The organism is Streptomyces sp. NPDC014882 (assembly GCF_043081325.1).
Taxonomy (GTDB): domain Bacteria; phylum Actinomycetota; class Actinomycetes; order Streptomycetales; family Streptomycetaceae; genus Streptomyces.
In genome coordinates, this window is record NZ_JBIBWL010000001.1 from 208,934 (window position 1) to 224,049 (window position 15,116).

12 protein-coding genes are annotated in these 15,116 nt (G+C 72.7%); 4 read left to right on the forward strand and 8 right to left on the reverse strand.

Going from position 1 to position 15,116, the window contains the following annotated elements; translation table 11 throughout:
* Positions 1-36 precede the first annotated feature (36 nt).
* Positions 37-1,632, reverse strand: a complete 1,596-nt coding sequence (locus ACF09K_RS00900; protein ID WP_392240344.1) for an acyl-CoA carboxylase subunit beta — start codon at positions 1,630-1,632, stop codon at positions 37-39.
* 413 nt (positions 1,633-2,045) lie between these two features.
* Between ACF09K_RS00900 and ACF09K_RS00905 the strand changes: the two genes are divergently transcribed.
* The 4 genes from ACF09K_RS00905 to ACF09K_RS00920 all read left to right on the forward strand — a co-directional run bounded on the left by ACF09K_RS00905 (position 2,046) and on the right by ACF09K_RS00920 (position 5,583).
* Entirely contained in the window at positions 2,046-2,654 is a 609-nt protein-coding gene (locus ACF09K_RS00905) for a YceI family protein (RefSeq protein ID WP_392240346.1), read from the forward strand.
* A 491-nt stretch (positions 2,655-3,145) separates the two neighbouring features.
* A complete protein-coding gene (locus tag ACF09K_RS00910; RefSeq protein ID WP_392240347.1) occupies positions 3,146-3,781 on the forward strand; it encodes a hypothetical protein in 636 nt (211 codons plus the stop codon).
* Between the two features lie 156 nt (positions 3,782-3,937).
* Positions 3,938-4,444 (forward strand): GNAT family N-acetyltransferase, encoded by a 507-nt coding sequence (locus ACF09K_RS00915; RefSeq protein ID WP_392240348.1) that lies wholly within the window; start codon positions 3,938-3,940, stop codon positions 4,442-4,444.
* A 356-nt stretch (positions 4,445-4,800) separates the two neighbouring features.
* Positions 4,801-5,583, forward strand: a complete 783-nt coding sequence (locus ACF09K_RS00920) for a serine protease (RefSeq protein ID WP_392240349.1) — start codon at positions 4,801-4,803, stop codon at positions 5,581-5,583.
* A gap of 127 nt (positions 5,584-5,710) precedes the next feature.
* On the opposite strand, the gene ACF09K_RS00925 is transcribed toward ACF09K_RS00920, so the two are convergent.
* From ACF09K_RS00925 to ACF09K_RS00955, 7 genes are all read right to left on the reverse strand, one after another.
* Positions 5,711-7,114 (reverse strand): hypothetical protein, encoded by a 1,404-nt coding sequence (locus ACF09K_RS00925; protein ID WP_392240350.1) that lies wholly within the window; start codon positions 7,112-7,114, stop codon positions 5,711-5,713.
* Positions 7,115-7,675: 561 nt separating this feature from the next.
* Positions 7,676-9,280 (reverse strand): citramalate synthase, encoded by a 1,605-nt coding sequence (gene cimA / locus ACF09K_RS00930; RefSeq protein ID WP_392240351.1) that lies wholly within the window; start codon positions 9,278-9,280, stop codon positions 7,676-7,678.
* A 328-nt stretch (positions 9,281-9,608) separates the two neighbouring features.
* Positions 9,609-10,220, reverse strand: a complete 612-nt coding sequence (locus ACF09K_RS00935) for a TetR/AcrR family transcriptional regulator (protein ID WP_392240352.1) — start codon at positions 10,218-10,220, stop codon at positions 9,609-9,611.
* A gap of 19 nt (positions 10,221-10,239) precedes the next feature.
* A complete protein-coding gene (locus ACF09K_RS00940) occupies positions 10,240-11,277 on the reverse strand; it encodes an agmatine/peptidylarginine deiminase (protein ID WP_392240353.1) in 1,038 nt (345 codons plus the stop codon).
* 11 nt (positions 11,278-11,288) lie between these two features.
* Positions 11,289-12,998, reverse strand: coding sequence for an urease subunit alpha (locus ACF09K_RS00945; protein ID WP_392240355.1), 1,710 nt, complete (start codon positions 12,996-12,998; stop codon positions 11,289-11,291).
* Positions 12,995-13,699, reverse strand: coding sequence for an urease subunit gamma (ureA, locus tag ACF09K_RS00950; protein ID WP_392240356.1), 705 nt, complete (start codon positions 13,697-13,699; stop codon positions 12,995-12,997). Before ureA ends, ACF09K_RS00945 begins: the two co-directional genes overlap by 4 nt.
* A 184-nt stretch (positions 13,700-13,883) precedes the next feature.
* A complete protein-coding gene (locus ACF09K_RS00955; protein ID WP_392240358.1) occupies positions 13,884-14,972 on the reverse strand; it encodes a branched-chain amino acid aminotransferase in 1,089 nt (362 codons plus the stop codon).
* Between the last annotated feature and the right edge of the window lie 144 nt (positions 14,973-15,116).

Consider the following 15,116-nt stretch of genomic DNA (forward strand, 5'->3'; position numbering starts at 1 on the left):
AGGTTTCCGCGCGGGGGGCGCGGAAAGTCCGCTGGGTTACTGCGGGGGGTTGCCGTGCTTGCGCGAGGGCAGGTCGGCGTGCTTGGTCTGCAGCATCGCCAGGGACCTGACGAGGATCTCGCGGGTCTCGGCGGGGTCGATGACGTCGTCGACGAGGCCGCGCTCGGCGGCGTAGTACGGGTGCATCAGCTCGGACTTGTACTCCTTGACCATGCGGGCCCGCATGGCCTCGGAGTCCTCGGCCTCGGCGATCTGGCGGCGGAAGATGACGTTGGCGGCGCCCTCGGCGCCCATGACGGCGATCTCGTTGGTCGGCCAGGCGAACGTGAGGTCGGCACCGATGGACTGGCTGTCCATGACGATGTAGGCACCTCCGTACGCCTTGCGCAGGATCAGGGAGATCCGGGGCACGGTCGCGTTGCAGTAGGCGTAGAGGAGCTTCGCGCCGTGGCGGATGATCCCACCGTGCTCCTGATCGACGCCGGGCAGGAAGCCGGGTACGTCCAGAAGAGTGATGATCGGGATGTTGAAGGCGTCGCACATCTGCACGAAGCGGGCGGCCTTCTCGCTGGCCTCGATGTCGAGGACGCCGGCGAGGCTCTGCGGCTGGTTGGCGACGATGCCGACGGCCTGGCCGTCGAGCCGGGCCAGGGCGCAGATGATGTTGCGCGCCCAGCGCTCGTGGACCTCCAGGTACTCGCCGTCGTCGACGATCTCCTCGATGACCTTGGTCATGTCGTACGGCCGGTTGCCGTCCGCGGGGACCAGGTCGAGCAGGGCGTCGCCGCGGCGGTCCGCCGGGTCCGTGCACTCGTGGCGCGGCGGGTTCTCGCGGTTGTTCTGCGGGAGGAGGGAGAGGAGGTAGCGCACCTCCGCGATGCAGGTCTCCTCGTCGTCGTAGGCGAAGTGGCACACGCCGGAGGTCTCGGCGTGCACGTCGGCGCCGCCGAGGCCGTTCTGGGTGATCTCCTCGCCGGTGACGGCCTTGACCACGTCCGGGCCGGTGATGAACATCTGCGAGGTCTCGCGGACCATGAAGACGAAGTCGGTGAGGGCGGGGCTGTAGGCCGCGCCGCCCGCGCACGGGCCGAGCATCACGCTGATCTGCGGGATGACGCCGGACGCCCGGGTGTTGCGCTGGAAGATGCCGCCGTAGCCGGCGAGCGCGGAGACGCCCTCCTGGATGCGGGCCCCGGCGCCGTCGTTCAGCGACACCAGCGGGGCGCCGGCCGCGATGGCCATGTCCATGATTTTGTGGATCTTGGTGGCGTGGGCCTCGCCCAGGGCGCCGCCGAAGATGCGGAAGTCGTGGGCGTAGACGAAGACCGTGCGGCCCTCCACCGTGCCCCATCCGGTGATGACGCCGTCGGTGTACGGCCTCTTGGCCTCCAGGCCGAACCCGGTCGCCCGGTGCCGGCGCAGCTGCTCCACCTCCTGGAAGGACCCCGGGTCCAGCAGCAGCTCGATCCGCTCCCGGGCGGTCAGCTTGCCCTTGGCGTGCTGCGCCTGGGTCGCCTTCTCGCTCGGCCCGGCCAGCGCCTGCGCACGGATCCCGTGCAGCTCGGCCACGCGCCCGCGCGCGTCCGTGGGCTCGGCGGTCGGCTCACCGGTCGTCTCTTCCAAAACGGTCATGTAGTGACCTTACGAAGGTCACCAAGGAAAGTGAGACGTCGACTCCGTACAGTCTCCGGCACGTTTTCCTGGTAGCCCTGAACAGAACCATGTCGGCATGCAGGCGTTCCGACTGCTCAGGGCCCGCGCTGCTTGTGGGGGTCACACAAAGGGATGCCGTGAGACCAACTTCACATCATCGCCCGACGGGCGCCGCCCAGTGGAGTGACGCGGACCGGGCGGAGTCTCCGGGAGGGCGGCCTCGCGCGACGATGGAAGGGTGCGCGGAAGTCCTGCGCGAATGAAGTTGAAAGTTGAACGGAATAGGTCTACGGTCTGCCGTGTTGAAGTCTTCGTTGAACATTCAACATCACCGCCCGTTTCCCCGACCCGTTCATCGATCCACTGATCGATCCGTCTCCAAGGAGCACGCCATGGGCATCTTCGGCCGCAAGAACACCGACGACACCACCACCGCCACGGCCGCCGCCGTGAACCCGGACCTCGCCGCCCTGACCGGCGACTACACGATCGACCCGGCGCACTCCACCATCGGGTTCGTCGCCCGGCACGCGATGGTCACCAACGTCAAGGGCAAGTTCGGCGAGTTCACCGGCTCGCTGCACCTCGACGGCGCCGACCCGTCCAGGTCCACCGCCACCATCGACGTCGTGATGCAGAGCGTCGACACCGGGTCCGCCGACCGCGACAACCACCTCAGGACCGCGGACTTCTTCAAGACCGACGAGTTCCCGACGATGACCTTCCGCTCGACCGGCGCGGAGGCCCTGGGCGGCGACGACTACCGCGTCACCGGCGACCTGAGCATCCTCGGCATCACCAGGCCGCTCACCATCGACCTGGAGTTCAACGGCGCCGCCAAGGACCCGTTCGGCAACGAGCGCGTCGGCTTCGAGGGCAAGGCGGAGATCCTGCGCTCGGACTGGGGCCTGACCTGGAACGCGGCGCTGGAGACCGGCGGTGTCCTGGTCTCCGACAAGATCAAGCTGAACTTCGACATCTCGGCCATCAAGAACGCGTGACGCGGCACCGCCGCCACGCCCCCTGAGCGCGCCCGCCCTCCACTCCCCCCGTGGGGAGGGCGGGCGCTCGGCGTGTCCGGGTGCGGGCGATGGGGCGGGTGCGGGGAGCGCGGGCGGTACGGGCGCGCGGGGCGTGGGCGCGGGGCGGGATCCGGCGCGTGGAGCGCGGGCGCGGGGTGGGTGGGCGCCGGCGCGGACGGGGCGCGCACGGAACGCGGGTGCGGGGCGGGACGCCGGAGCGGACGCGGACCGGGACGTGCCCGCAGGTCCGGACGCGGACGCGGGACGCGGCGCGCGCCCGGTGCTCCGCGCGGTGCGGGCACGGGCGTCGGCGCGCGGCGGGGCGCGGGGACCCGGCGGGGCGGGGTGCGGGGGCGGGGGCGGGCCCGGACACAGGTGCGGGGCCGCAGGGTGCGCGACGGTCGCGGGTGCCGCTCGTTCATCAGGGCGTCCCCGCCGGCCCGGCCGGGGATCGTGACCGAGGAGGCGCCATGACCAGGACCGGACCGCAGCACTACCCCGGCGCACACCGTGACCACTGGTACCAGGACGACTTCGGCGGCGACCGCATGGAGGTCAACGTCGTCGTCCTGCACACCACCGAGGGCCGCTCGCTGCCCGGCTACCAGGGCGGCGCCTCCGCGCCCAACCTCACGGCGGTGCCGGACCTCGCGGCGAAGAAGCTGACGTGGTACCAGCACTTCGACATCGACATCTCCTCCCGTGCCCTGCGCAACAGGCCCGGCGGGGTGGAGACCAACACGCTCAACGTCTGCCAGGTGGAGCTGGTCGGCACCTGCGATCCCGAGACGCACACCAAGTGGCGGACGGGCGGGAAGGCCCACGTCTACTGGCCGAAGGCGCCGGGGTGGGCACTGAGCGGGCTCGCCCGCTTCCTGGCGTGGGCGCACGAGGAGCACGACGTGCCGCTGCGCGGTCCGGCACTGTGGCCGGCGTACCCGAAGTCCTACGGGAACGGGGCCGGGCAGCGGATGAGCGGGGCGCGCTGGAACGCCTTCAAGGGCGTGTGCGGGCACATGCACGTGCCGGAGAACGACCACGGCGACCCGGGAGCCATCGACTTCGACGAACTGATCCGGCTGGCGAAGGCGGCCGTACCGGACTGACCGCCCTCGTCGAAGGGCCGGCGGCGCATCACCGGCCGCCGGCCGCGGCCGCCCGCCGCCCGCCGCCCGAGGACCGCGCGGGCCCGTGGACCGCGTCCCGGGACGGAACGCCCGTCGCTTGGACAGCCCCGGGTCCCGTGCCGCATGATCCCTCCCATGATCCGAACCGCCACCGTGGACGACGTCGCCGAGATCCGGGCGATGATCCGTGAGCTCGCCGCGTACGAACGGGCCGCCGAGCAGGCCCGGGCCACGGAGGAGCAGTTGCGGGAGGCTCTGTTCGGCGAGCATCCCGCGGCACGGGTGCTGATCGCCCAGGACGACGACGGCGGGGAGACGGTCGGCTTCGCGCTGTGGTTCCCCCGGTTCTCGACCTGGACCGGGACGCGGGGCATGCACCTGGAGGATCTCTACGTTCGTCCGCACGCCCGTGGCGGGGGGTACGGCAAGGCGTTGCTGGCGGCCCTCGCCGCGATCTGCGCGCGCAGCGGTTTCGAGCGGTTCGAGTGGTGGGTCCTGGCCTGGAACGAGCCCGCCGTCGGCTTCTACAAGTCACTCGGCGTGGAACTGCTGGAGGAGTGGAAGGTGTGCCGGCTCAGCGGGGGGCCGCTCGCGGACCTCGCCGCCCTCGCGCCGGCCGTCGACGGCCGGACGCCCGCGTAGGCGGGGCCGCGCTCCGCGGCGGACGCCCGCGCCACCGGAGGGGCCGTGCCTGCCGGGAGAGCCGCGCCGTCGGGAGGGCGGCCGGGGTGCCCGGGCGGACCCGCCGGGGCCGACGGGGCCCGCCCGGAGCCACCGGGGCCCGTCGGGAGCCGTCCGGTGCTCGGGCGTGGCCGGATCGCACCCCTTGTGCGAAAGCTTGCGGCGTTCTCATACTCCAGCAACAGATTTGACCTGTCCATGACGGCACACGCGCACTTCTTTGTTGCCGACTTTGTCATGCGCGCGTCAATTCTGTGTTTCGGGCACCACCGGATCTCTCCCCCCACTCCCGGTCACCCTCCACGGAAGGCACCACGTTGAAGAAACTCCTCACGGCCCTCAAGAGACTCGCGGCCGTCGGCGCCGCCGCCCTCGCGATCGCGAGCCTTCAGCCCGTCTCCTCCGCCCAGGCCGCGCCCTCGCCCGTCGTGGGCGGTACCCGCGCCGCACAGGGCGAGTTCCCGTTCATGGTCCGGCTCTCCATGGGCTGCGGCGGCGCGCTCTACACCCAGCAGATCGTGCTCACCGCCGCGCACTGCGTGGGCTCGACCGGTGCCAACACCGGCATCACCGCCACCGCCGGCGTCGTGGACCTCCAGTCCACCACCGGCCGGGTCCAGGTCCGCTCCACCTACGTCTACCGGGCCCCCGGCTACAACGGCGACGGCAAGGACTGGGCCCTCATCAAGCTGGCGCAGCCCATCAACCTGCCGACGCTGAAGATCGCGACCACCACGCAGTACAACACCGGCACCTTCACCGTCGCCGGCTGGGGTTCCGCCACCGAGGGCGGATCCCAGCAGCGGTACCTGCTCAAGGCGAACGTGCCGTTCGTCAGCGACGCCACCTGCCGTTCCTACAGCGGTTACAGCGGCCTGATCGCGAGCGAGGAGATCTGCGCCGGGTACGCGGCCGGCGGGGTCGACACCTGCCAGGGCGACTCCGGCGGCCCGATGTTCCGCCGCGACTCGGCCAACGCGTGGATCCAGGTCGGCATCGTCAGCTGGGGCATCGGCTGCGCCCGGCCCAACGCGCCCGGCGTCTACACCGAGGTCTCCACGTTCGCCTCCGCCATCGCCTCGGCGGCGTCCTCGCTCTGACCCACCCGTCGTCCCGTCACCGCGTCCGTACGACGTCCACGGGCCCGGCGCGTCCGGCGCCGGGCCCGTGGACGGTGGCCGACGGTACGCGGTGGGCGGTCGGCCGTCGGCGGTAGGGGGTGGGCGGTCAGAAGCCTCCGCCGAAGTCCCCGCCGCCGCCGAAGTCCCCTCCCCCGCCGCCGAAGTCGCCGAAGTCCCCGAAGCTGCCGGTGTCGAAGTCCGCTCCGGACACGTCGCCGCCCTCGTAGCCGCCGCCGAAGTCGCCGTAGCCGCTGCCGTAGTCGGAGGCGTAGGAGGGGGTGGCCATCAGGCCGCCGAGCATCGTGCCGACGAGCAGGCCGGGCAGCAGGCCGCCGCCGAAGTAGCCGCCCGCCCAGGGGCCGTAGGCCGGGCCCGCCTCCCAGTAGGGGCGGCGGCCGTGGTCGGTGTCGACCTCGCGGACCACGGGGTCGCGGCCGTCCGCGAGGCGGGTGCGGTCCGCCGCGCAGACCGGGACCCGGCGGGCGGCCCCGCCGGGCGGGGTCCAGTCGGCGTCGGCGACGGAGGGTCCGTGGCGCGGGTCGAAGAAGCACGGCGGGCGGCGCTCGGGCAGCGGTTCGCCGGCCCGGCGGGCGGCGAGCCGGGTCAGGGTGAAGCGGCCGTCCTCCAGGATCTCCGTGACGGGACGCACGTCCTCCGGCCTCGTCGCGTCCGCCATGGACGACTTGGCCTTCTCGTAGGCGTCGAGGGCGTGCTCGTAGTCGCCGCGCATCGCGTCGTCGGCGCCGGGTTCGGCCGGGTGGAAGTCGAGCCGGTCGAGTTCCTCGCCGTAGGCGGTGATGTCCTCGTCGACGACGACCCGGAGCCGTTCCAGGGCGGCCCGCTGTTCCTGCGCGTGCCGCCGGCGGTTGCGCCGTACGAGGGTGTACGCGCCGGCGCCGCCGACCGCGACCAGCACGCCCGCGGTGACCAGGCCGGTCGTCGACACCCCGCCGCCGCGGTCCGGGGAGCCCCAGCCCGTGGGGGCGGAGCCGCCCATGTTGGCGACGGCGCGGTCGGTGAAGTCGTTCAGCTGGGCCGCGGCGTCGCTCTCGCCCCGGACACTGGTGACGAGGTTGCGCACGGCGGCCGTCGGCAGGACCGAGGAGTCGGCGCGGGCGTCGAAGCGGTCGCCGAGGCGGATCGCGTAGAGGCCGGTCACGCCGGTGGCGGTGCGCAGGTCGGTGAACAGGTTCTCCGTCGGGTAGCCCGCGGGGAGGACGGCGACGAAGACGGGTTTGTCGGCGTCCTCGATCTTCTTCTGGAGGGCGTGGGCGTCCGCCTGGGAGAGCTGGGCGGACGCCGCCGGGTCGACGTAGACGGGGCTCTCGCGCAGGGCCGCGGCGATCGTCGACACACTGGTCTCGGTCACGCCGGCCCCGGCGGCACCGGTCCCGGACACACCGGTCCCGGCCGCGGCGCGCGGGGCGGCCGCCGGCAACAGGGTCAGGGCGGCGAGCGCCAGGACGAGGAGCAGTCCGGCGAAGCCTCGGGTCGAAAGTGCGACCTTCATACTTCGAAGCTACCTCGCGCGAGGACGAAGCAGGGCAACCGGAACGGAAGCGGGTGGTACCGCCGACCGCCCTCCTCCCCTGCCCGCGTGCCGCAGGGCTCGGCGTGGACCTTTCCTCGACGCCCTGGTCCGGTCGGACTCCCGCGGTTCGCTCACGCGTTGGATCACGGCGTGAGCCGACCGGCGCCCGCACACTCGTCAGGACGTCCCGTCGGGGGAAGGGCGAGGCGTCATGAGGAGTTCCCCCACCGGGTCCGGCCGCTGCCGGCCGGGCCGCTCACCACGGTCGGCCTCGGCGCCGCCGTACCCCCGCGCAGGCGGCCGGCGGGCGGGTCACCGCGCGGCCGGCCACCACCGGCGACGCCGGCGGACGCCGTGTCGCGCGCGGCCTCCGGCGGCGGACCCCGGCGGACGGCTCCCCCGCCGACGGCGCCCGGGCCCGGACAGGGGCCGCACGGGCGCCGCCGACCAGAAGGGGACCCCTGCGGTGATCCCGGTGGCTCCGGCGGTTCCGGCGGCTCCGGCGGCTCCGGCGGTTCCGGCGGTTCCGGCGGTTCCGGCCTACTCGGCCGGGGTCACTCCCGCCCGCAGCAGCCCGTAGGTGCAGGCGTCCTCCAGTGCCTGCCAGGACGCGGCGATCACGTTCTCGGCGACGCCCACCGTGGACCACTCGCCGTTGCCGTCGGTGGTGGAGATCAGGACGCGGGTCGTGGACTGGGTGCCGTGGACGCCTTCCAGGATGCGGACCTTGTAGTCCACCAGCTCCAGCTCGGCGAGCTGGGGGTAGATCTTCTCCAGGGCCACGCGCAGGGCGCGGTCGAGGGCGTTGACCGGGCCGTTGCCCTCCGCGGTGGCGACGATGCGCTCGCCCTTGGCCCACAGCTTGACGGTGGCCTCGTTGGCGTGGGTGCCGTCGGGGCGGTCCTCGGTGATGGCCCGCCAGGACTCGACGTCGAAGTACTTCAGCGGCCGGCCCTCGACCTCGGCACGCAGCAGCAGCTCGAAGCTGGCGTCGGCCGCCTCGTACGTGTAGCCCTTGAGTTCGCGTTCCTTGACCCGGTCGACGACGCGGCCGACCAGTTCGCGGTCGCCGCCCAGGTCGACGCCGAGCTCCTTGCCCTTCAGTTCGACCGAGGCGCGGCCGGCCATGTCGGAGACGAGCATCCGCATGGTGTTGCCGACCAGCTCGGGGTCGATGTGCTGGTACAGGTCCGGGTCGACCTTGATCGCGGAGGCGTGCAGGCCCGCCTTGTGGGCGAAGGCGGAGACTCCCACGTACGGCTGGTGGGTGGAGGGCGTGAGGTTGACGACCTCCGCGATGGCGTGCGAGATGCGGGTCATCTCGCGCAGCCGGCCCTCGGGGAGGACCTTCTTGCCGTACTTCAGCTCCAGCGCGGCGACCACCGGGAACAGGTTGGCGTTGCCGACGCGCTCGCCGTAGCCGTTGGCGGTGCACTGCACGTGGGTGGCGCCCGCGTCCACGGCGGCGAGGGTGTTGGCGACCGCGCAGCCCGTGTCGTCCTGGGCGTGGATGCCGAGGCGGGCCCCGGTGTCGGCGAGGACGGTGGAGACCACGGCCTGGATCTGGGCGGGGAGCATGCCGCCGTTGGTGTCGCAGAGGATGACGACGTCCGCGCCGGCCTCCGCCGCCGCCCGGACGACGGCCTTGGCGTACTCGGGGTTCGCGCGGTAGCCGTCGAAGAAGTGCTCGCAGTCGACGAAGACGCGGCGGCCCTGCTCCTTGAGGAAGGACACCGTGTCGGCGACCATCGCCAGGTTCTCCTCCAGCGTGGTGCGCAGGGCCAGTTCCACGTGCCGGTCGTGCGACTTGGCGACCAGCGTGATCACGTCGGCGCCCGCGTCCAGGAGGGCCTTGACCTGGGGGTCCTCGGAGGCCTTGGCGCCGGCCCGGCGGGTGGCGCCGAAGGCGACGAGCCGGGCGTGCCGGAAGTCGATCTCCTGCCGGGCCCGGGCGAAGAACTCGGTGTCGCGCGGGTTGGCGCCCGGCCAGCCGCCCTCGATGAAGCCGACGCCGAACTCGTCCAGGTGCCGTGCGATCGCGAGCTTGTCGGCGACCGTGAGGTTGATGCCCTCGCGCTGGGCGCCGTCGCGCAGGGTGGTGTCGAAGACGTGGAACGAGTCGTCGAGCTCGCTGGTTTCCGTCATGGTCTCAAGGCTCCTGTTTTGGATCTCGGTCTACCGGAATGACCGGCTCCACCGTCCCCCCATGGTCCCTCGCGCTTGCCTCCCGGCTGAAGGTGGGCCAGGAAAACGAAAAACCCCTCGCGGGTGCGAGAGGTCTGCGCGCGGGTCGAGGACGACGGTGGCCGCCCGTACCTGGTCGTACGTGGCGGTCACTGCGGACCGGCGCGCCTGCTGCCAATAATCGTGGCGAACGAGAGCACGGGGGGAGTCTGGCACAGGGCGGCCCTGCGCTCACCGACCGTCTCAGGATGCGAACAGAGCGTCCGTCACGATGCGAGCGGGGTGTTTGTCACGATGCGAGCAGGGCGTCCGTCACGAACTCCGTCACATGTCCGATGACCTGCTCGCGGCCGGTGCCGCGCAGCCCGATCGCCACGTGGATGGAGAAGCCGTCGAGCAACGCCCGCAGCCGGGCGGCGAACCGGTCGGGGTCGACGGGGCGGAACTCGCCGCGGGAGACGCCCTCCGCCAGCAGGGCCACCAGGTCGCGGTGCCAGGCGCCCTCGATGGCCGCCTGCCGGTCGCGGGCGTCCGCGTCGGCGGCGGCGTTCTGCGAGCGGTTCCAGACCTCCAGCCACAGGGTCCAGTGCGGGTCGCGGTGCCCGGCGGGGACGTACAGGTCGACGTAGGCGTCGAGCCGCTCGCGGGCCGTGGCCGTGCTCGTCAGCAGCCGGCCGCGCTCGGCGCCGAGGCGGCCCTCGCTCCACTCCAGGGCCTGCAGGAGCAGTTCGTCCTTGGAGCGGAAGTAGTAGAGGAGGTGCCCGCTGCTCATCCCCACCTCGCGGCCGAGCGCCGCCATGGTGAGCTTCTCCAGACCGCGCTCGGCGATCATCGCCATGGCGGCGGCGAGGACGTCCTCGCGGGGCGGGGCGTGCCTGCGCCCACGTGCGGCACCGGGCATCGGGACTCCCCCGTGTCTCTCAGATCTTCGGCTGCTGTTGCGTGACGCAGTGGATGCCACCGCCGCCGGAGAAGATCGTACGGGCGTCGACCGGTGTCACCGTCCGCTCCGGGAACAGCCGGCGGAAGACGCCGGCCGCGATCTCGTCGCGCGGGTCGTCGAAGGCGCACAGGACGACCCCGCCGTTGCAGAGGTAGTGGTTGATGTAGGAGTAGTCGGCCCAGTGGCCGTCGGCCTCCAGGACGGTGGGCGCCGGGACCTCGACGACCTCCAGCCGGCGCCCGCGGGCGTCGGTCTGCGCCCGCAGCAGGCCGACGGCCTCCTTCGTCACCTCGTGGTCCGGATGGGCGGGGTCCGGCTGGCTGTGGGCGACGACCACGCCGGGGCGGGCGAACGCGGCGACGATGTCGACGTGGCCGAGGGTGCCGAAGCCGTGCGGGGGGTAGTCGCCGGTGAGGCCGCGCGGCAGCCAGATCGCCTTGCGGGTGCCGAGCTGGGCGTGGATCTCCGCCTCGACCTGTGCCCGGGTCCAGTGCGGGTTGCGCTCGGGGCCGAGCTGGACGGTCTCGGTCAGCAGCACCGTCCCCTCGCCGTCGACGTGGATCGCCCCGCCCTCGTTGACCAGGGGCGAGGCGTACGTCTTCGCCCCGGCGAGGTCCGAGACGTGTGCGGCGATCTTCGCGTCGTGCTCCCAGCGGGCCCATCCCTGGGCTCCCCACCCGTTGAACGTCCAGTCCACGGCGGCCAGTTCGCGCCCGTCGGTGAGGAACGTGGGGCCGATGTCGCGCATCCAGGCGTCGTCGAGTTCCCGTTCGACGGTGTCGATGCCCGGCCCGAGCAGGGCGCGCGCTTCGGCCGAACTCCCCGGTCCGCACACCACCGTCACCGGTTCGAAGCGGCGGACCGCACGGGCGACCGACGCCCAGGCGGCACGGGAGGCGGCGAGATCGCCGGGGTCGTCGAAGGTGGGGTTGGGGCCGGGCCAGGCCATCCAGGTGCGCTCGTGCGGGGCCCATTCGGCGGGCATCCGGAAGCCGTCGGCGGCAGCCTTGCTCATCGGGGAGGTCCTCACAGGAAGTAGAGGCGGTTGAGGGGGACGGAGTCGGCCGGCGCGGAGCGCAGCGGTTCTCCGTCGAGGGTGACCAGGCCGGTGCGCCGGTCGACGTCCACCGCTCCGGTACGGGAGTTGAGCCGCAGGTCGGCGGGGCCGATGCCGCGGGTGCCGCGGACGGCGACCCGGCGCCGGCGGGTCGGCATCCGGTCGTTGCCCTGGTCGAGCGCGGCCCGCGCGACGAAGGCCACCGACAGGTCGGCGGGTGTGGCGCCGTACGCGCCGAACTGCGGTCCCAGGACGAGGGGTTCGCAGGTGTCGGTGGCGGCGCCCGGGTCGCCGGTGACGCCGTACGCCGGGAAGCCGGCCTTGAGGACGAGCTGCGGCTTGGCACCGAAGTACTCGGGGCGCCACAGCACGACGTCGGCGAGCTTGCCGGTCTCGAGGGAGCCGATCTCGTGCGAGAGCCCGTGCGCGATGGCGGGGTTGATCGTCAGCTTGGCGATGTAGCGCAGGACGCGCTCGTTGTCGTGGTCGTCGGGGGCGCCGAACTCGGCCTTCATCTTCCCGGCCGTCGCGAACGTGCGGCGGACGGTCTCACCCGCCCGGCCCATGCCCTGCGCGTCGGAGGAGGTGATGCCGATCGCGCCCAGGTCGTGCAGGACGTCCTCGGCGCCCATGGTCGAGGCGCGGATGCGGTCGCGGGCCATGGCGGCGTCGCCGGGCAGTTCGGTCCTGAGGCCGTGGACGGAGACGATCATGCCGTGGTGCTCGGCGACCGCGTCCCGGCCGAACGGCAGGGTGGGGTTGGTGGAGGAGCCGATGACGTTCGGGACGCCCGCCATCTTCAGCACGTTCGGCACGTGTCCGCCGCCGCAGCCCTCGATGTGGAAGGCGTGGATCGTGCGGCCCTCCAGCACGCGCAGGGTGTCCTCGACGGACAGGCACTCGTTCAGCCCGTCGCTGTGCAGGGCCACTTGCACGTCGTGCTCCTCGGCGACCCGCAGCGCCGTGTCGAGCGCGCGGGTGTGGGCGCCCATGTCCTCGTGGACCTTGAAGCCGGACGCGCCGCCCTCGGCGAGCGCCTCGACGAGCGGGTCCGGCGAGGAGGAGGAGCCCCGGCCCAGGAAGCCGATGTTGACCGGCCAGGCGTCGAAGGCGTTGAACGCGTGCCGCAGCGCCCAGGGCGAGTTGACGCCGACGCCCCACACCGGCCCGAACTCCTGCCCGACGACCGTGGTCACGCCGGAGGCCAGCGAGGCCTCCATGATCCGCGGCGACAGCAGGTGGACGTGCGTGTCGACGGCGCCGGCGGTGGCGATCAGCCCCTCGCCGGGCACGATCGACGTGCCCGTGCCGACGACCACGTCGACCCCGTCGAGGGTGTCGGGGTTCCCGGCCCGCCCGATCGCGTGGATGCGGCCCTCGCGGATGCCGATGGACACCTTGCGCACGCCCTGCACGGCGTCGATCACGACGACGTTGCTGATGACGACGTCGCAGGTCTCGCGCACGGCGGCGGCCTTCAGGTGCAGTCCGTCGCGGGCGGTCTTGCCGAACCCGGCGAGGAACTCGTCGCCGGGGCGCTGGGAGTCGGACTCGACGCGGATCACCAGCCCGGAGTCGCCGAGCCGGAGGCGGTCGCCCGCGCGCGGGCCGTGCGCGGCGGCGTACTGGTGCGGGGTGAGGCGCCGGTCCTCGGCGGGGTGTCCTCCGGGGCGGCTCATCGTCCGTCCTCCTCGTCCGTCGTTCCCGGTGCGCCGAGGTAGCCGCAGGCGGCGGCCCTGCGCAGGGCCTCCTCCCGGGCTCCCGGCGCGTCCAGCGGCCCGTCGACCAGGCCGGCGAAGCCGATCGCGATCCGGTCGCCCCCGAGGGGGACCAGTCCGACCTCGGCGCGCTCGCCCGGCCCGAAGCGCACGGAGGAGCCGGCGGGGACGGCGAGCCGCATGCCGTAGGCGGCCGGGCGGTCGAAGTCCAGGCGCGGGTTGGCCTCGAAGAAGTGGAAGTGGGAGGTGACGGAGACGGGCACGTCCGCGGTGTTGGTGACCGTCAGCCGGACCGCCGCCCCGGGTTCGGCGTGCTCGGGCCCCGGCAGCAGGGCGCCGGGCGCCCCGGCGCCGAGACCGCCCCCGATCGGGTCGGAGACCACCGCCAGCCGGGAACCGTCGTCGAAGACGGCCTCGACGTGCACCTCCGTGACGACGTCGGCGACGCCCGGCAGCACGTCGTCGGGACCGAGGACCGCGCGGGCGCGTTCGATCGCCTCGGTGAGCCGGGCTCCGTCCCGGGCGGCCTCGCAGACGGCGTCCGCGACCAGCGCGGTGGCCTCCGGCACGTTCAGCCGCAGGCCGCGGGCGCGGCGGGCACGGGCCAGCTCGGCGGCACCGAACAGCAGCAGCCGGTCCCGTTCCGTCGGGGTCAGTCTCACGCCGGGACACCTCCTCACATCCTCTGATTAGAGCGTCACTCTAACTCACTCACCTTTGATCAATGGACATTTTCAGCGAAGGCCGCTCACATTTTGAGCGTCACTCGAACGACCGGGAAGGGGACACGAAAGGGCCGCCCCGGACTCGTGTCCGGGGCGGCCCTGGTGGGGACGGGGGGGGCGGTCAGCCGATCGTGTGCATCCAGCCGTGCCGGTCCTCGGTCTTCCCGCGCTGGACGTCGAGGAGCGCCTCGCGCAGCTTCACGGTGACCGGGCCGGGCTCGCCGCCGGAGTGCTGCCACTCGGCGCCGGCGCGCTTGACGGTGCCCACGGGGGTGATGACCGCGGCCGTGCCGCAGGCGAAGACCTCCGTCAGGGTGCCGTCCGCGGCGCCGGCCTGCCACTCCTCGAGGGAGACGCGGCGTTCCTCGGACGCGAACCCGAGGTCGCGGGCGACCTGGAGCAGGGAGTCACGGGTGACTCCCTCCAGGATGGAGCCGGTGAGGGTCGGCGTGACGATCCTGTCGCCGTACACGAAGTACAGGTTCATGCCGCCGAGTTCCTCGACCCAGCGGTGCTCGACCGCGTCGAGGTAGCAGACCTGGTCGCAGCCCTTGGCGGCGGCCTCGGCCTGGGCGAGCAGGGAGGCCGCGTAGTTGCCGCCCGTCTTGGCGTCGCCCATGCCGCCGGGGACGGCGCGGACGCGGTCCTCGGAGACCCAGATGGACACCGGCTTCACCCCGCCGGCGAAGTAGGCGCCGGCGGGCGAGGCGATGACGAGGAACAGGTACTCGTTCGCGGGCTTCACCCCCAGGCCGACCTCGGTCGCGATCATGAAGGGGCGCAGGTAGAGGGACTCCTCGCCGCCATGCGCGGGCACCCAGGCCTCGTCCTGGCGGATCAGCGCGTCACACGCCTCGACGAACGTCTCGACCGGCAGCTCGGGCATGGCGAGACGGCGGGCGGAGCGCTGGAAGCGCTTGGCGTTCTGGTCCGGGCGGAAGGTGGCCACGGAGCCGTCGGGGCGGCGGTAGGCCTTGAGGCCCTCGAAGATCTCCTGGGCGTAGTGCAGGACGTTCGTCGCCGGGTCGAGCGGGATCGGCGCGTACGGGACGAGCTGGCCGTCGTGCCAGCCGCGGCCCTCGGTCCACTTGATCGTCACCATGTGGTCGGTGAAGTGGCGGCCGAACCCGGGCTTCGCCAGGATCGCCGCGCGCTCGGCGTCGGAGAGGGGGGTGGCGGAGGGCTTGAGCTCGATCGTGGGCGTCGTCATGAGTGGGTGTCCTTCACCGGTGTTGTAGTGACGGGCCGCTTGCGTTCCTCTGCGCCCAGTGCTTGGACGTCCGAGCATTCCCTCATTCCGCGGCTCCGCGTTCGATTATCGCGCGAGGGGGGCGGTGGAAGAAACGGGGTGAAA